This window comes from Enterobacter sp. PI-10 (assembly GCF_027947695.1).
GTDB classification, from domain to species: Bacteria; Pseudomonadota; Gammaproteobacteria; order Enterobacterales; family Enterobacteriaceae; genus Enterobacter; species Enterobacter vonholyi.
This window is the reverse complement of sequence record NZ_JAJNOG010000004.1, coordinates 25889-43586: the sequence shown is the minus strand read 5'-3', so window position 1 is coordinate 43586 and position 17698 is coordinate 25889. Positions and strand designations below refer to the sequence as shown.

General features: G+C 54.3%; 16 protein-coding genes. 10 read left to right on the top strand and 6 right to left on the bottom strand.

The features are described from left to right. Positions 1-21: 21 nt before the first annotated feature. Both btuF and mtnN read right to left on the bottom strand, forming a co-directional pair. Complete coding sequence (gene btuF / locus LRM19_RS10775; protein WP_271368692.1) at positions 22-822, bottom strand: vitamin B12 ABC transporter substrate-binding protein BtuF; 801 nt, start codon at positions 820-822, stop codon at positions 22-24. Then, on the bottom strand, positions 815-1513 hold the full coding sequence (mtnN, locus tag LRM19_RS10770; RefSeq protein ID WP_271368691.1) for a 5'-methylthioadenosine/S-adenosylhomocysteine nucleosidase: 699 nt from the start codon (positions 1511-1513) through the stop codon (positions 815-817). Before mtnN ends, btuF begins: the two co-directional genes overlap by 8 nt. An 82-nt stretch (positions 1514-1595) precedes the next feature. On the opposite strand from mtnN, the gene dgt reads away from it, so the two are divergent. The 3 genes from dgt to cdaR all read left to right on the top strand — a co-directional run bounded on the left by dgt (position 1596) and on the right by cdaR (position 5982). After that, a complete protein-coding gene (dgt, locus tag LRM19_RS10765; protein WP_271368690.1) occupies positions 1596-3110 on the top strand; it encodes a dGTPase in 1515 nt (504 codons plus the stop codon). A 131-nt stretch (positions 3111-3241) separates the two neighbouring features. Next, positions 3242-4678, top strand: a complete 1437-nt coding sequence (degP, locus tag LRM19_RS10760) for a serine endoprotease DegP (RefSeq protein WP_024907518.1) — start codon at positions 3242-3244, stop codon at positions 4676-4678. Positions 4679-4824: 146 nt separating this feature from the next. Continuing rightward, on the top strand, positions 4825-5982 hold the full coding sequence (gene cdaR, locus LRM19_RS10755) for a DNA-binding transcriptional regulator CdaR (RefSeq protein WP_045327810.1): 1158 nt from the start codon (positions 4825-4827) through the stop codon (positions 5980-5982). Between the two features lie 92 nt (positions 5983-6074). Here cdaR and LRM19_RS10750 read toward each other — a convergent pair whose 3' ends face one another. The 4 genes from LRM19_RS10750 to map form a co-directional block, all read right to left on the bottom strand. Next, positions 6075-6461: a DUF3461 family protein gene (locus LRM19_RS10750; RefSeq protein ID WP_014168696.1), complete on the bottom strand. Its 387-nt coding sequence runs from the start codon at positions 6459-6461 to the stop codon at positions 6075-6077. A gap of 111 nt (positions 6462-6572) precedes the next feature. Continuing rightward, entirely contained in the window at positions 6573-7397 is an 825-nt protein-coding gene (gene dapD, locus LRM19_RS10745; RefSeq protein ID WP_008501915.1) for a 2,3,4,5-tetrahydropyridine-2,6-dicarboxylate N-succinyltransferase, read from the bottom strand. 32 nt (positions 7398-7429) lie between these two features. Then, on the bottom strand, positions 7430-10105 hold the full coding sequence (gene glnD / locus LRM19_RS10740; protein ID WP_115876405.1) for a bifunctional uridylyltransferase/uridylyl-removing protein GlnD: 2676 nt from the start codon (positions 10103-10105) through the stop codon (positions 7430-7432). Positions 10106-10168: 63 nt separating this feature from the next. After that, positions 10169-10963 carry a type I methionyl aminopeptidase gene (map, locus tag LRM19_RS10735; protein ID WP_023310454.1) on the bottom strand — a complete coding sequence of 265 codons (795 nt, stop codon included), beginning with the start codon at positions 10961-10963 and terminating at the stop codon, positions 10169-10171. Between the two features lie 321 nt (positions 10964-11284). Between map and rpsB the strand changes: the two genes are divergently transcribed. The 7 genes from rpsB to cdsA all read left to right on the top strand — a co-directional run bounded on the left by rpsB (position 11285) and on the right by cdsA (position 17688). Further along, entirely contained in the window at positions 11285-12010 is a 726-nt protein-coding gene (gene rpsB / locus LRM19_RS10730; RefSeq protein ID WP_003856207.1) for a 30S ribosomal protein S2, read from the top strand. Between the two features lie 117 nt (positions 12011-12127). After that, positions 12128-12979: a translation elongation factor Ts gene (gene tsf, locus LRM19_RS10725; RefSeq protein WP_014882627.1), complete on the top strand. Its 852-nt coding sequence runs from the start codon at positions 12128-12130 to the stop codon at positions 12977-12979. Positions 12980-13129: 150 nt separating this feature from the next. Next, a complete protein-coding gene (pyrH, locus tag LRM19_RS10720; RefSeq protein WP_008501910.1) occupies positions 13130-13855 on the top strand; it encodes a UMP kinase in 726 nt (241 codons plus the stop codon). 167 nt (positions 13856-14022) lie between these two features. Beyond that, positions 14023-14580, top strand: coding sequence for a ribosome recycling factor (gene frr, locus LRM19_RS10715; protein WP_008501909.1), 558 nt, complete (start codon positions 14023-14025; stop codon positions 14578-14580). Between the two features lie 93 nt (positions 14581-14673). Next, positions 14674-15873 carry a 1-deoxy-D-xylulose-5-phosphate reductoisomerase gene (ispC, locus tag LRM19_RS10710; protein WP_271368689.1) on the top strand — a complete coding sequence of 400 codons (1200 nt, stop codon included), beginning with the start codon at positions 14674-14676 and terminating at the stop codon, positions 15871-15873. 186 nt (positions 15874-16059) lie between these two features. Beyond that, positions 16060-16818 carry a (2E,6E)-farnesyl-diphosphate-specific ditrans,polycis-undecaprenyl-diphosphate synthase gene (gene ispU / locus LRM19_RS10705; RefSeq protein ID WP_024907522.1) on the top strand — a complete coding sequence of 253 codons (759 nt, stop codon included), beginning with the start codon at positions 16060-16062 and terminating at the stop codon, positions 16816-16818. Positions 16819-16830: 12 nt separating this feature from the next. Further along, entirely contained in the window at positions 16831-17688 is an 858-nt protein-coding gene (gene cdsA, locus LRM19_RS10700) for a phosphatidate cytidylyltransferase (RefSeq protein ID WP_023310457.1), read from the top strand. Positions 17689-17698 lie beyond the last annotated feature (10 nt).

Genomic DNA, 17698 nt, shown 5'->3' with positions numbered 1-17698 from the left:
ATCCTCGAAAAGGGTCTTATGTTAGTGACTCTCTGCCAGCGCGGCACAGAGCTGTTTTGCGGCGAGGATAATACGCGGGCTGGCGCGTTCAAACCAGTCGCTGTTGAGAGGTATCACCGGTATTTTTAGCTGTCTTTGCCAGAATTGCTCAATTTTGGGAATTTCGCTCGCATTTCCGACCACGACGATGACCTGTGGCTGGCGCGCCAGAACCTGCTCACGGCTTACCTGAGGCCACGGCACCCGGCTGGCTGCAAAGATGTTTTCACCGCCACAGACTTCCAGCACCTGGTTCTGAATCGACCCTTTTCCGGTGGTAAACAGCGGCTGGCTGCCAAACTGAAGGAAGATGCGCTTTTTAACAGGGGTATCGTATCGGGATTTCAGCGCCGCATAGTCGCTCAGCATCTGTTTTGCCGCGGCCTCTGCTTTTTTGGGCTTAGGGCTATAGGGTGCCAGGGCGCGGAGCGCCTGAGCGACCTGCTCAATGCTGACGGCATCTATCCACATCACCTTTATGCCAAGGGAAGTGAGCTGGTTGACCTGCCGCTCGGCGTTGCCGCCACGCCAGGCCAGCACGAGATCCGGTTTAAGCGCCACGATACGCTCAAGGTTCATCCCCTGCCAGGTTGCCACTTGTTCAATACCCGCGGCCTGCGGTGGGTAATCCGAAAAGCTGCTCACGCCAACGGGAGTGATCCCGGCGGCAAATGCCAGTTCCGTATTCGCGGGAGAGAGGGTAATTACGCGCGGTAGCGCATAGAGCCACAGCGGTGCGAAAAGAAGCAGGGCGGCAAGCGCCCTGAGGGTATGTTTAGCCACGTGCCAGATTCTGCACCAGGCGTTCCACCATAACGGTGGACTGTTTTGCCGCAACGGTAAGGAACTCGTCGAAGCTGATGTGGGACTGCTGGTCTGCCACGTCAGAGATGGCGCGAACCACCACGAACGGTACGTTGAAGTTATGGCAAACGTGAGCGATCGCGGTCGCTTCCATCTCAACGGCCACCGCCTGAGGGAAGTTATGGCGGATTTTCGCCAGGCCCACGGAGCCATTGATGAACGCATCACCGCTGACAATCAGACCGCGTACCGCGTTGAGGTTTAGCTCTGTAATGCAGGTCTCTGCCGCCGCAATCAGTTTGTCGTCAGCCTTAAATCCTGCCGGGCAGCCAGGAAGCTGGCCGTACTCGTAACCGAACGCGGTGACGTCCGCATCGTGATAGCGCGCTTCGTCGGAAACAACGATATCACCCACCTTCAGCGTCGGCGCCAGGCCGCCCGCAGAGCCGGTATTAATGATTACGTCCGGCTTGCAGCGCTCAAGCAGCAGGGTGGCACCCAGCGCCGCAGCGACTTTACCGATGCCTGATTTCAGCAGAGCCACGTCAACACCGTTTAGCTGACCGGTATAGATCTCACAACCACCCAGAGAGAGGGTCTGACGGTTCTCAATTTTGTCACGCAGGAGCGTAACTTCTTCTTCCATTGCACCAATAATGCCGATTTTCATAGATTTACTCGCGATGTGCCTTGTTAAGATGCATAGTCTATCATGCGGTTAAGGGGAAACGCATTCTCACGCGGGGGAGCACATGTCACCAATCGATTTTCGCACCAAAATTAACTGGCATCGACGTTTCCGTTCGCCGCAGGGCGACAAGAGCGAACATGAGATCCTGCGTATCTTCGAAAGCGATCGCGGGCGGATCATTAACTCGCCCGCCATCCGCCGTCTGCAGCAAAAAACCCAGGTCTTTCCGCTGGAGCGTAACGCCGCGGTGCGCACGCGCTTAACCCACTCTATGGAGGTGCAGCAGGTCGGGCGCTATATAGCCAAAGAGATTTTGAGCCGTCTCAAAGAGCAGCGCTTGCTGGAAACCTATGGTCTGGACGAGCTGACGGGGCCTTTTGAGAGCATCGTTGAGATGGCCTGCCTGATGCATGACATCGGCAACCCGCCTTTCGGTCATTTTGGTGAGGCAGCAATTAATGACTGGTTTAAACAACGGCTTTACCCTTCGGATGCGGTAAGCCAGCCGCTGAGCGACGACCGCTGCATCGTACGCGATTTACGCCTGCGTGAAGGCGAAGAGGGACTAAACGATTTGCGCCGCAAGGTGCGCCAGGATCTCTGTCATTTTGAGGGCAACGCGCAGGGGATCCGGCTGGTCCACTCCCTGATGCGTATGAACCTGACCTGGGCACAGGTCGGCTGCATTCTGAAATATACGCGCCCCGCGTGGTGGATGGGGGAGACGCCCGCGTCCCACAGTTATTTAATGAAAAAACCGGGCTATTATCTTTCCGAAGAGGCCTATATTGAACGGCTACGTAAAGAACTTTCATTGACGCCAAACGGCCGCTTTCCATTGACCTGGATTATGGAAGCCGCCGATGATATCTCTTATTGCGTGGCCGATCTGGAAGATGCCGTTGAGAAAAGAATTTTCAGCGTCGAGGAGCTTTATCAGCATCTTTATGCGGCCTGGGGTACTCACGAAAAAGGCTCGCTGTTTGCGCAGGTTGTAGAAAATGCCTGGGAAAAATCGCGGTCAAATACATTAAGCCGCAGTACGGAAGACCAGTTCTTTATGTATTTGCGGGTCAATACATTAAATAAACTGGTGCCATACGCGGCGTCGCGCTTTATTGATAATTTGCCGCTCATTTTCAGCGGGGAATTCAACCACGCGCTGCTGGAAGATGACAGCAGTTTCAGCCAGCTCCTTGAGCTTTATAAACATGTTGCGATGCGGCATGTATTCAGCCATCCGGATGTCGAGCAGCTAGAGCTGCAGGGCTATCGGGTAATCAGTGGGTTACTGGAAATTTATTCCCCATTGCTCCAGCTTTCGGTCGACGAATTCAGCGAGCTGGTGGAACACGAGCGCGTGCGCAGAATACCCATCGAATCGCGGCTTTATCAAAAACTCTCTACCCGGCATCGTCTGGCGTATGTCGAAGCGATTGGCAAGCTGGAACGCAACTCTCCCGAATGGCTGGTAATGGAATATTATTATCGCTGCCGTCTTATCCAGGACTATATCAGCGGCATGACGGATTTGTATGCCTGGGATGAATACCGCAAGCTGATGGCGGTGGAATAATGCCGGAGTTTTGTAAAGACGGCCAATAAATTTTTACCTTTTCCATAAACTTATCGCCGGAACTAAGCGGTATAAAACGAATCTGAGTTACACAGCAATTTTGCGTTACCTGTAAATCGAGATTGATAAACATGAAAAAAACCACATTAGCAATGAGTGCACTGGCTCTGAGTTTAGGTTTAGCGCTGTCTCCTCTGACTGCTACTGCAGCCGAGACCGCGTCGTCGGCAGCAACCGCGCAGCAGATGCCAAGCCTGGCACCGATGCTCGAAAAAGTGATGCCATCGGTGGTGAGTATTAACGTTGAGGGCAGCACGACCGTCAATACGCCGCGTATGCCGCGTAACTTCCAGCAGTTCTTCGGCGACAATTCGCCGTTCTGCCAGGACGGTTCGCCATTCCAGAGCTCTCCGTTCTGTCAGGGCGGTGGCGCAGGGGATGACAGCCAGGGCGGCGGCCAGCAGCAGAAATTCATGGCGCTTGGCTCGGGGGTAATCATTGATGCAGCGAAAGGCTACGTCGTTACCAACAACCACGTTGTCGATAACGCTAACAGCATTAAGGTTCAGCTGAGCGATGGCCGTAAGTTTGACGCCAAAGTGGTCGGCAAAGACCCGCGCTCCGACATCGCGCTGATCCAGATTCAGGATCCGAAAAACCTGACGGCAATTAAAATTGCCGACTCCGACGCGCTGCGCGTGGGTGACTACACCGTGGCGATCGGTAACCCGTTCGGCCTGGGTGAAACCGTGACATCCGGTATCGTCTCTGCGCTGGGTCGTAGCGGCCTTAACGCGGAAAACTACGAAAACTTCATCCAGACGGATGCAGCGATCAACCGCGGTAACTCCGGCGGTGCGCTGGTGAACCTGAACGGTGAGCTGATCGGTATCAACACCGCGATCCTGGCACCGGACGGCGGCAACATCGGGATCGGCTTTGCTATCCCAAGTAACATGGTGAAAAACCTGACCGCGCAGATGGTGCAGTATGGCCAGGTGAAACGCGGCGAGCTGGGTATCCTCGGTACGGAGCTGAACTCCGAACTGGCGAAGGCAATGAAAGTTGACGCTCAGCGCGGGGCATTCGTCAGCCAGGTGATGCCGAATTCCTCTGCGGCGAAAGCGGGCATTAAAGCAGGGGATGTGATCACCTCCCTGAACGGTAAGCCGATCAGCAGCTTTGCCGCCCTGCGTGCCGAAGTGGGCTCAATGCCGATTGGCAGCAAAGTGACCCTCGGCCTGCTGCGCGACGGTAAGCCGGTTAACGTGAGCCTTGAGCTGCAGCAGAGCAGCCAGAATCAGGTGGATTCCAGCACCATCTTCAGCGGGATTGAAGGTGCCGAGATGAGCAATAAAGGCGCAGACAAAGGCGTGGTGGTGAATAACGTGAAAGCGAATTCACCGGCAGCCCGAATCGGCCTGAAAAAAGGCGATGTGATCATGGGCGCTAACCAGCAGCCGGTTAAAAACATCGCTGAACTGCGCAAAATTCTCGACAGCAAGCCTTCCGTGCTGGCGCTGAATATCCAGCGTGGTGATACCTCTCTTTATCTGCTGATGCAGTAATCCTCTGAAGCCCCTGTTCGCAGGGGCTTTCTCGTTTCTGTGACTGTAACCACAACTCCATACTTCTCCCTCTCTCTTTGTGCATTCGCACAATGCAGCCGCAGCTGAACTTCCCTATGCTTGAGCTCTGCTCACGGGAGGGTTCTATGGCTGGCTGGCATCTTGATACCAAAATGGCGCAGGATATCGTGGCGCGCACCATGCGCATCATCGATACCAATATCAACGTGATGGATGCTCGCGGGCGCATTATCGGCAGCGGCGATCGCGAGCGTATTGGAGAATTGCACGAAGGTGCGCTGCTGGTGCTTTCCCAGGGGCGGGTCGTGGATATCGACGACGCGGTAGCGAAACATCTTCACGGCGTCCGGCAGGGGATCAACTTACCGCTGCGTCTGGAAGGGGAGATAGTCGGCGTTATTGGCCTGACCGGCGAGCCGGAGTCGCTGCGAAAATACGGTGAGCTGGTCTGCATGACGGCAGAGATGATGCTGGAGCAGTCGCGCCTGATGCACCTGCTCGCTCAGGACAGCCGCCTGCGCGAAGAGCTGGTGATGAACCTTATTCAGGCGGAAGAGCATACGCCTGCACTGAGTGAATGGGCCCAGCGTCTGGGGATCGATCTAAACCAGCCGCGCGTGGTGGCGGTGATTGAGGTCGATAGCGGCCAGCTTGGCGTGGACAGCGCGATGGCCGAGCTGCAGCAGCTGCAAAATGCGCTGGCGACGCCGGAGCGCGATAACCTGGTGGCGATCGTTTCTCTGACGGAAATGGTGGTGCTCAAACCGGCGCTCAATGCGTTTGGCCGCTGGGATGCGGACGATCATCGTCGTCGCGTGGAGCTGCTGATCTCCCGGATGAAGGAGAATGGTCAGCTGCGTTTTCGCGTTGCGCTGGGCAACTACTTTACCGGGCCGGGCAGTATCGCCCGCTCCTGGCGTACCGCGCGAACCACCATGATGGTGGGCAAGCAGCGGATGCCGGAGAGCCGCAGTTATTTCTATCAGGATCTGATGCTGCCGGTGCTGCTCGACAGCCTGCGCGGGGGCTGGCAGGCCAATGAGCTGGCGCGGCCACTGGCGCGCCTGAAAGCCATGGATAACAACGGCCTGCTGCGCCGGACGCTGCAGGCGTGGTTCCGCCATAACGTGCAGCCGCTGGCGACCTCAAAGGCGCTGTTTATTCACCGCAATACCCTGGAGTATCGGTTAAATCGGATTTCAGAGCTGACGGGGCTGGATCTGGGGAATTTCGACGACAGGCTGCTGCTGTATGTGGCGCTGCAGTTGGATGAACAGCGATAGCTGAGTGCGGTCTGGTGCCCTCACCCCATCCCTCTCCCACGGGGAGAGGGCGCAAACACTAAAAACGGCAATCAAGGATTGCCGTTTTGCTTTTATTTCCGGGTTAATTTCTCAAGATCCGCTTCAATCTCGCTGATCTTGTTAGTCACAACGCTTTCCAGGTGACGCAGATCGTCAAGGATCTTACGCTTGAGATCGACTTCGGTGCGGTCGCGCTGGCAGATCTGATCGAGTTCATCGATCACATAGCGCAGGTTAGGGCTGATTTCCTGTACTTCTTTGTATCCCTGACCTACGCCGTCAGCAACAACGGTCTTACGCTGGCGTGGGTATTTAAACTTCACGCTTTTGGCGAAAAACTCTCCTTTGTCCTTGTGAAAATAGATTTTCAAAATATCGTTGTTGGCTTCCTGGCGGAGGCTGTAACGATCAATTTCATCAGGATTGGTAATGCCCAGACTTTTCAGATTATCGTACATAGCGGTACCCTTGATCTCAACATAACCTTTGAATAATTAACGAAAAAATCTATTTTCGCCACCCTCAGATATAAAAAAAGCGGGGTTGCCCCCGCTTTTTGTTATACCCGATTAATCGATGGTGCGCAGCAATTCATTGATGCCCACTTTACCGCGCGTTTTCGCATCCACTTTCTTCACGATAACCGCACAGTAGAGGCTGTATTTGCCATCTTTTGACGGCAGGTTACCGGAAACCACCACGGAGCCAGCCGGAACGCGACCGTAGTGAACTTCGCCGGTTTCACGGTCATAAATACGGGTGCTCTGACCGATGTAAACGCCCATGGAGATCACGGAGCCTTCTTCAACGATCACGCCTTCTACCACTTCAGAGCGCGCGCCGATGAAGCAGTTGTCTTCGATGATGGTCGGGTTAGCCTGCAGTGGTTCCAGAACGCCACCGATGCCCACGCCGCCAGACAGGTGAACGTTTTTACCGATCTGCGCGCAGGAACCGACGGTCGCCCATGTGTCAACCATCGTGCCTTCGTCAACGTAGGCACCGATGTTCACGTAGGATGGCATCAGCACGGTATTGCGTGCGATGAATGCGCCCTGACGTACTGCCGCAGGCGGTACCACGCGGAAACCTTCTTTCTGGAAACGCGCTTCGTCGTAGTCAGCGAATTTCATTGGCACTTTATCGAAGTAGCGGCTTTCTGCTCCGTCGATAACCTGGTTATCGTTGATGCGGAAAGAGAGCAGCACGGCTTTCTTCAGCCATTGATGAGTGACCCACTGACCGTCGATTTTTTCTGCCACGCGCAGCGCGCCGGAATCCAGAAGGGAAATCACCTGGTTTACCGCTTCACGGGTCACGGTATCCACATTTGCCGGGGTAATCTCGGCGCGACGCTCAAAAGCGGACTCAATAACGTTCTGTAACTGCTGCATTGTTTACTCTTTCCATTTCACTAAAAAACATATCACCCTTTATCGTTTGGATTGAGGGCTGCTGTCAACCGTTGTTGCACTTCAAGCTGCAGGTCATTATTAAGGGCACGCCGGTCGGCGGTGGCGATTATAAATAAATCTTCTACTCGCTCGCCAATGGTTGTAATTCGGGCCCCATGGAGCGAAATTCCCAGATCGGCAAAAACCTGGCCGACGCGGGCAAGCAGCCCTGGCTGGTCGAGCGCGATCAGCTCCAGGAACGATTTTCGGTCGGTGTGAGTCGGCAGGAAATTGACCTCGGTATCGACGGTAAAGTGGCGCAATTTCGCAGGCTGGCGACGCGGCTGCGGAGGCTGCCAGCTGCGCTGGGTAATCGCCTGCTCCAGACCAAAACGTATCCCTTCATGCCTGTCCGCCGAGAGCGGGCTCCCGTCCGGCTCAAGCACGATAAAGGTGTCCATGGCCATGCCGTCGCGGGTGGTGAAAATCTGCGCGTCGTGAACGCTCAGGTTACGTCTGTCCAGCTCGGCGCAGACGGCAGCAAACAGATAAGGCCGGTCCGGGCTCCAGATGAAAATCTCCGTTCCGCCGCGCGTGGCCTGCGGGCTTAGCAGGATCATCGGCTGGGACAGATCGTGCTTGAGCAGGTGCCGCGCGTGCCACGCCAGCTGGTTTGGGCTGTGGCGGACAAAATAGTTGGCGCGGCAGCGGGCCCAAATCTGATGTAGCGCCTCTTCATCAATGTTATCCATCCGCAGCAGCGCCAGCGCCTGAAGCTGGTGGTGACGCACGCGCTCGCGCATGTCCGGCGTGTTCTGCATCCCGCGACGCAGCTGTTTTTCTGTGGCGAAGTACAGCTCGCGCAGCAGGCTCTGCTTCCAGCTGTTCCACAGGGTCTCGTTGGTGGCGCAGATATCGGCCACCGTCAGGCAGACCAGATAGCGCAGACGGTTTTCAGTCTGAACCTCTTCGGCGAACTGCTTAATGACTTCCGGGTCCTGAATGTCTCGGCGCTGCGCGGTGACCGACATCAGCAGGTGATGGCGCACCAGCCAGGCCACCAGCTGCGTTTCACGTGAGTTCAGGCCGTGCAGTTCGGCAAATTTCAGTACGTCCTGCGCGCCCAGCACCGAATGGTCACCGCCGCGACCTTTGGCGATATCGTGGAACAGGGCGGCAATCAGGATCAGTTCCGGATGGGTCAGGCGCGGCCACAGCTCCACGCACAGCGGGTGGCGGGAGCGCGTCTCTTCTTTCGCAAAGCTCTCCAGCTTGAGCATCACGCGGATGGTGTGTTCATCCACCGTGTAGGCGTGGAACAGATCGAACTGCATCTGCCCGACGATGTGCGACCACTGCGGCATATAGGCCCACAGCACGCTGTGACGGTGCATCGGCAGCAGGCCGCGGCTGACGGCACCCGGGTGGCGGAGCATGCTCAGGAACAGCGAACGCGCTTCCGGGATATAGCACAGCGGCTGCGTCAGATGACGGCGCGCATGGCGCAGATGGCGCAGGGTGGTGGAGTAGATACCTGTAATGGTGCTGTTGCGCACCATGGTATAGAACATCCGCAGGATCGCTTCCGGCTCGCGAATAAACAGCGTTTCGTCGCGCAGATCGATAAGCGTGCCGCGCAGCTGGAATTCGTCATCAATCGGGCGCGGCTTTTCGTCGGCCGTCAGGGCCAGAATGGCCTCGTCGAACAGCTGCAACAGCATCTGGTTCAGCTCGGTCACCCGGCGGGTGACGCGGAAGAAATCCTTCATCATCTGCTCAACCGGCTCGTTACCTTCGCCCTGGTAATTCAGGCGCTGAGCCACGCTGAGCTGGCGGTCAAACAGCAGACGGTTATCGTAGCGCGTAACTTCCAGATGCAGGGCAAAGCGGATGCGCCAGAGCAGGTGCAGGCACTCGTTTAGTTCGTTACGCTCGGCCTCGGTTAAAAAGCCGAAGCCGACCATCTCGTCCATCGAGGTGGCGCCAAAATGGCGGCGGGCGACCCACTGTAAAGTGTGGATGTCGCGCAGGCCGCCGGGGCTGCTTTTTATATCGGGTTCAAGATTATAGCTGGTGCCGTGATAGCGCTGGTGGCGCTGGTTTTGCTCCTCGACCTTCGCGGCGAAGAACTTTTCTGACGGCCAGAAGCCGTCGCTGAAGATGTGTTTTTGCAGCTCCAGGAACAGGGCAACGTCACCAATCAGCAGGCGGGTTTCAATCAGGTTGGTGGCGACGGTCAGGTCCGATAACCCTTCCAGCAGACACTCTTCCAGGGTGCGCACGCTGTGGCCCACCTCCAGCTTCACGTCCCAAAGCAGCGTCAGCAGTTCGCCAATTTTTTGCGCCTGTTCGTCCGGCAGCTTTTTGCGGCTTAAGATCAGCAGATCGATATCGGAAAGCGGATGCAGCTCACCGCGGCCGTAGCCCCCGACGGCAACCAGCGCAACATCACTGATTTGCCCAAACCCATAATCGATCCACAGACGCTGCAGCAGCTGGTCGATAAATTCGGTGCGCGCTTCAATGAGCTGCTCGGCCGACACGCCTGCGTCGAACGCGCTGCCCAGCCAGCGATGGAAAACATCCATATGGGCTTTAATATGCGCGCAGGTCAGCTCGTGCGACGGCCAGACGCCCGGGTTATCGGGCTGGTCGGGGAGGGTGGGAAGTGCTGTGTTAGCATACTGTTCGGGTAAAAGATTACTCATCGTGCGCCACCCATAAGAAAAAGCTATAGCCATTAAAAAAGCCGGCATTTGCCGGCTTTTTTATCATTCGTCGTGCGTCAGTATCGCCGGGATGGTGTCATCCTTGCGCAACGTCATAATTTCGCAGCCGTTGTCTGTTACCACAATAGTATGCTCGTACTGTGCAGACAAGCTTCTGTCTTTGGTTTTCACCGTCCAGCCGTCTTTCATGGTACGGATGCGGTAATCACCCGCGTTGACCATCGGTTCAATGGTAAAGGTCATGCCTTTTTGCAGCACCACGCCGCCGTCGTCTGCATCATAGTGCAGAACCTGCGGCTCTTCATGGAAGACGCGACCAATGCCGTGACCGCAGTACTCGCGAACCACGGAGAAACCTTCTGCTTCCACAAACTTCTGGATTGCCGCACCGATGGTACGCAGGCGAATACCCGGTTTAACCATTTTCAGCGCCAGATAGAGGCTCTCTTGCGTCACTTTGCACAGACGCTCGCCAAGAATAGTCGGCTTGCCAACGATGAACATTTTTGAGGTGTCACCGTGGTACTCGTCTTTAATGACGGTCACGTCGATGTTAACGATGTCGCCGTCTTTCAGCAGTTTTTCATCGTCCGGAATACCGTGACACACCACTTCATTAATAGAGATGCAGACGGATTTCGGGAAACCGTGGTAGCCGAGGCAGGCGGAAACCGCGTGCTGCTCGTTCACGATATAGTCGTTACAGATACGGTCCAGTTCACCGGTACTGACGCCCGGCTTCACGAACGGCTCGATCATTTCCAGCACTTCCGCGGCCAGACGACCGGCGACGCGCATCTTTTCAATTTCTTCAGGTGTCTTAATAGAGATAGCCATGTAATCTGTCCATCGGTGTCGATTTTTTCGACAATACTAGTCTAAGTGTCGTCAATGGTATCAGTCAGGCACGCTCCGTGCCAAATTGAGAATCATTAACAGCACACTCCGCCAACAACTGTTGGTTTCTGGTCGTGTTTTGTGGTATAAAGCGCGCCGGACTTCCGATCCATCTCAGATACACAGGCTGGACGGAAGCGACAAATCTCACTTTGTGTAACAACACACACGTATCGGCACATATTCCGGGGTGCCCTTCGGGGTCGGTAATATGGGATACGTGGAGGCATAACCCCAACTTTCAATATAGAGGTTTTAAACATGGCAACTGTTTCCATGCGCGACATGCTCAAGGCTGGTGTTCACTTTGGTCACCAGACCCGTTACTGGAACCCGAAAATGAAGCCTTTCATCTTCGGCGCGCGTAACAAAGTTCACATCATCAACCTTGAGAAAACTGTACCAATGTTCAACGAAGCCCTGGCTGAGCTGAACAAGATCTCTTCCCGTAAAGGTAAGATTCTGTTCGTTGGTACTAAGCGCGCTGCAAGCGAAGCTGTGAAAGATGCTGCTAACAGCTGCGACCAGTTCTTCGTGAACCATCGCTGGTTGGGCGGCATGCTGACCAACTGGAAAACTGTTCGTCAGTCCATCAAGCGCCTGAAAGATCTGGAAACCCAGTCTCAGGACGGTACTTTCGACAAGCTGACTAAGAAAGAAGCGCTGATGCGCACTCGTGAACTGGACAAGCTGGAAAACAGCCTGGGCGGTATCAAAGATATGGGCGGCCTGCCAGACGCGCTGTTCGTAATCGATGCAGACCACGAGCACATCGCTATCAAAGAAGCTAACAACCTGGGTATCCCGGTATTCGCTATCGTTGATACCAACTCCGATCCGGACGGTGTTGACTTCGTTATCCCGGGTAACGACGACGCAATCCGTGCTGTTAGCCTGTACCTGAGCGCTGTAGCTGCTACCGTTCGTGAAGGCCGTTCCCAAGATCTGGCTTCTCAGGCGGAAGAAAGCTTCGTAGAAGCTGAATAATAAGGTTTTACCCCTTATTAGTACCGTGTATGAATAGGGGCCCATTACCGGCCCCTTTTTTCAATTTACACTGTTTGGCCCCCGGCCGGGCAGTTCACATCTCCCGAGGATTTAAGAATGGCTGAAATTACCGCATCCCTGGTAAAAGAGCTGCGCGAGCGTACTGGCGCAGGCATGATGGATTGCAAAAAAGCGCTGACTGAAGCGAACGGCGACATCGAGCTGGCAATCGAAAACATGCGTAAATCCGGTGCGATCAAAGCAGCTAAAAAAGCAGGCAACGTTGCTGCTGACGGCGTGATCATCACTAAGATCGACGGCAACTACGGCATCATTCTGGAAGTTAACTGCCAGACTGACTTCGTTGCTAAAGATGGCGGTTTCCAGGCATTTGCTAACAAAGTTCTGGACGCAGCTGTTGCTGGTAAAATCACTGACGTTGAAGTTCTGAAAGCACAGTTCGAAGAAGAACGTGTTGCGCTGGTTGCTAAAATCGGTGAGAACATCAACATCCGTCGCGTATCTTCTCTGGAAGGTGACGTTCTGGGCTCTTACCAGCACGGTGCACGTATCGGTGTTCTGGTTGCGGCTAAAGGCGCTGACGAAGAGCTGGTTAAACAGCTGGCAATGCACATCGCTGCAAGCAAGCCAGAATTCGTTAAGCCAGAAGACGTGTCTGCTGAAGTGGTTGAGAAAGAGTACCAGGTTCAGCTGGACATCGCGATGCAGTCTGGTAAACCAAAAGAAATCGCAGAGAAAATGGTTGAAGGCCGCATGAAGAAATTCACCGGTGAAGTTTCTCTGACTGGCCAGCCATTCGTAATGGACCCAAGCAAGTCTGTTGCTCAGCTGCTGAAAGAGCACAACGCTGACGTAACTGGCTTCATCCGCTTCGAAGTGGGCGAAGGCATCGAGAAAGTTGAGACTGACTTCGCAGCAGAAGTTGCTGCAATGTCCAAGCAGTCTTAATGATTGAAAAGGAGCCGCCTGAGGGCGGCTTCTTTTTGTCACCCGTCACAGGAAATCAGACAGGCTCCAGTATCGCTGTACTGATTTGCGGCATATCATGTCGCCAGAATTAACCCCCATCTTAATCGTTGACAGTCTCAGGAAAGAAACATGGCTACCAATGCAAAACCCGTGTACAAACGCATTCTGCTTAAGCTGAGTGGCGAAGCGCTGCAGGGATCGGAAGGCTTCGGTATTGACGCAAGCATCCTTGATCGCATGGCACAGGAAATCAAAGAACTGGTCGAACTGGGTATCCAGGTTGGCGTGGTCATTGGCGGTGGCAACCTTTTCCGTGGTGCTGGTCTGGCGAAAGCGGGGATGAACCGCGTTGTGGGCGACCACATGGGTATGCTGGCAACCGTGATGAATGGCCTGGCGATGCGTGATGCGCTCCATCGCGCCTATGTGAACGCCCGCCTGATGTCCGCTATTCCACTGAATGGCGTATGCGATAATTACAGCTGGGCAGAAGCCATCAGCCTGCTGCGCAACAACCGTGTGGTGATCCTCTCCGCCGGTACGGGTAACCCGTTCTTTACGACCGATTCCGCTGCCTGTCTGCGCGGTATCGAGATCGAAGCCGATGTGGTACTGAAAGCGACCAAAGTTGACGGCGTGTTTACTGCCGACCCGGCAAAAGATCCTTCTGCCACCATGTACGATCAGCTGAGCTACAGCGAAGTGCTGGATAAAGAGCTGAAAGTGATGGATCTTGCCGCCTTCACGCTGGCTCGCGACCACAAACTGCCGATCCGTGTCTTCAACATGAACAAACCAGGCGCACTGCGTCGCGTGGTCATGGGCGAAAAAGAAGGCACTTTGATCACGGAATAATTTCCGTCGACGATAAATACAGGTAAGATTCCGCTTTATTTTGTAGTGGTATCTTACCCGGGCACGCCTTTGGCGTTGTCATGAATTAAACGCGACTATACTTAGCACACCTGTAGCGCTGTGCTGGCGGATAGTCTGCCTGAGACAAGTTTTCAAGGATTCGTAACGTGATTAACGACATCAGAAAAGATGCTGAAGTACGCATGGAAAAATGCGTAGAAGCGTTCAAAACCCAAATCAGCAAAATCCGTACTGGCCGTGCTTCTCCAAGCCTGCTGGATGGCATCATTGTTGAGTACTACGGTACGCCAACTCCTCTGCGTCAGCTGGCGAGCGTAACGGTAGAAGATACCCGTACGCTGAAAATCAACGTGTTCGATCGTTCTATGGGCCCGGCGGTTGAGAAAGCGATCATGGCGTCTGACCTTGGTCTGAACCCAAGCTCTGCGGGTGCTGACATCCGCGTTCCACTGCCACCGCTGACCGAAGAGCGTCGTAAAGACCTGATCAAAGTGGTACGTGGCGAAGCTGAGCAGGGTCGTGTATCCGTGCGTAACGTCCGTCGCGACGCGAACGATAAAGTAAAAGCGCTGCTGAAAGAAAAAGAGATCAGTGAAGATGACGATCGTCGTTCTCAGGACGACATTCAGAAAATGACCGACGCTGCCATCAAGAAAATTGATGCGGCGCTGGCAGATAAAGAAGCGGAACTGATGCAGTTCTGATTTCTGTCGTACACTGATAAACGCCGTTCAGAGGGACTTCGGGTCTTGCTGGCGGCGTTTTGCTTTTATCTGGTCTAACTTTTCGGGCATCCCATGAAGCATTTAACACTCCTCGGCTCAACTGGTTCCATCGGTTGCAGCACTCTCGACGTCGTTCGCCATAATCCTGAACTTTACACCGTGACAGCGCTGGTGGCCGGTAAGAATGTGCAGCGAATGGTCGAGCAATGCCTGGAGTTTGCGCCCCGCTATGCGGTGATGGATGACGAAGAGAGCGCACGCCTGCTGAAAGCACAGTTGCGTGAAAAGGGCAGTCGAACCGAGGTGCTGAGTGGCCAACAGGCGGCCTGCGAGATGGCGGCGCTGGATGAGGTGGATCAGGTGATGGCTGCTATCGTCGGCGCGGCAGGATTATTGCCGACGCTTGCCGCGATTGATGCCGGTAAGGACGTTCTGCTGGCCAATAAAGAGTCGCTGGTCACCTGCGGACGCCTGTTCATGGAGGCGGTGAAGCAGCGCGGCGCGCGTCTTTTGCCCGTCGACAGCGAGCACAACGCGATTTTTCAGAGTTTACCGCAACCTTTTCAACAGAACCTGGGGTACGCTGACCTGGAGCAGAATGGCGTCGTGTCGATTCTGCTTACCGGGTCTGGTGGCCCGTTCCGTGAAACGCCACTGTCTGAACTGCGCGCCATGACGCCGGATCAGGCGTGCCGTCATCCGAACTGGTCGATGGGGCGTAAAATCTCCGTTGACTCTGCCACCATGATGAACAAAGGTCTGGAATACATTGAAGCGCGCTGGTTGTTTAATGCGTCAGCGAAACAGATGGAAGTACTGATTCACCCGCAATCGGTGATTCATTCGATGGTGCGTTATCAGGATGGCAGCGTGCTGGCACAGCTGGGTGAGCCGGACATGCGTACGCCGATTGCCCATTCAATGGCGTGGCCAAATCGAGTGAAATCCGGCGTGAAGCCGCTTGATTTCTGCAAGCTAAGTTCCCTGACGTTCAGTGAACCAGATTACGATCGCTATCCTTGTCTGAAGCTTGCGATGACTGCCTTTGACCAGGGGCAGGCGGCGACAACGGCACTTAATGCAGCCAATGAAATTACCGTTGAGGCATTTCTGAATCAGCAAATTCGTTTTACCGATATCGCGTCGTTAAATTTATCGGTACTGGAGATGATGGATTTGCGCGAACCACAAAGCGTGGAAGAGGTGCTGGCGGTGGATGCAGCTGCGCGTAATATTGCGCGCCAACAGGTGACACGTCTCGCAAGCTGGTGATAAAGCAAGCACTAGTCGTCGTGCTATTTGTTAGCGTTGGGCTTCAGTGATATAGTCTGCGCCACCTGATCGCAGGTATTTGACTTAATGTGGTCAGGTGAGCCGTGGTTTGACACGGCTTTTTTATGTATAGGCTTCAGTATTCCTGAGTACCGTTAAATCCTTTTCAGGGACAAAAAACGCGTTATGTTGTCTGCGAATCAACCAATAAGCGAAAATTTGCCAGCTCATGGCTGCCGTCATGTAGCAATCATTATGGATGGCAATGGCCGCTGGGCGAAAAGACAAGGGAAGATACGAGCCTTTGGGCATAAAGCGGGGGCGAAATCCGTTCGTCGCGCCGTTTCTTTTGCCGCCAACAACGGCATTGATGCGTTAACGCTCTATGCTTTTAGCAGTGAAAACTGGAATCGGCCTCTGCAGGAAGTGACTGCGTTGATGGAATTGTTTGTGTGGGCGCTAGACAGCGAAGTAAAAAGCCTGCACCGCCACAACGTCCGCCTGCGTATCATTGGCGATACCAGTCGTTTTAACTCACGTTTGCAGGAACGGATTCGTAAAGCAGAAGCGCTGACGGAAAATAATACCGGTCTTACGCTGAATATTGCGGCGAATTACGGCGGACGCTGGGATATTATCCAGGGCGTTCGGCATCTGGCCGAACAGGTTCAGGAAGGGCTGTTGAGACCCGACCAAATTGATGAAGAGGCGCTGAGCAAGCAAATCTGCATGAATGAACAGGCTCCCGTGGATTTGGTAATTAGGACAGGGGGGGAACATCGCATAAGTAACTTTTTGATATGGCAAATTGCCTATGCCGAACTTTACTTTACGGATGTTCTTTGGCCCGATTTTGATGAACAAGACTTTGAAGGTGCGCTGCATGCCTTTGCCAATCGAGAGCGTCGTTTCGGCGGCACCGAGCCTGGTGGCGACAAAGCCTGATGGGGGTAGCTTTTGCTGAAGTATCGCCTGATTTCCGCTTTTGTATTAATACCCATTGTCATTGCGGCGCTGTTTTTACTGCCCCCGGTGGGATTCGCTATTGTCACGCTGGTGGTGTGTATGCTCGCCGCGTGGGAATGGGGACAGTTTAGCGGCTTTACCTCGCGCACTCAGCGAGTATGGCTTGCGGTACTTTGTGGCTTTATCCTGGCCATAATGCTGTTTACGTTGCCTGAATATCACCATGATATTCATCAGCCACTGGTTGCCGGTTCCTTGTGGATATCGTTGGCCTGGTGGGTTGCCGCGCTGTTGCTGGTTCTTTTTTATCCAGGTTCTGCGGCATTATGGCGTAATTCAAAAGTGCTGCGACTGATTTTTGGTTTGCTCACAATTATTCCTTTTTTCTGGGGTATGGTTGCGCTGCGAGCCTGGCACTACGACGAAAACCACTACAGCGGTGCGATCTGGCTGCTTTATGTAATGATTCTGGTCTGGGGTGCTGACTCCGGGGCCTATATGTTTGGTAAACTGTTTGGCAAACATAAGCTGGCACCGAAGGTTTCTCCGGGCAAAACCTGGCAAGGATTCATCGGTGGCCTGTTTACGGCAGCGATCATCTCCTGGGGCTACGGCGTCTGGGCGAATCTTGAAGTGGCACCGTCAATACTGCTGGTGTGCTCGATTTTTGCTGCGCTTGCCTCCGTGCTCGGTGATTTGACCGAAAGTATGTTTAAGCGCGAAGCAGGGATTAAGGATAGCGGACACCTGATTCCAGGGCATGGCGGTATACTGGATCGCATTGATAGCCTGACAGCGGCTGTTCCAGTGTTTGCGTGTTTGCTTTTACTGGTATTCGGGACGATTTAACGGAAGGTTT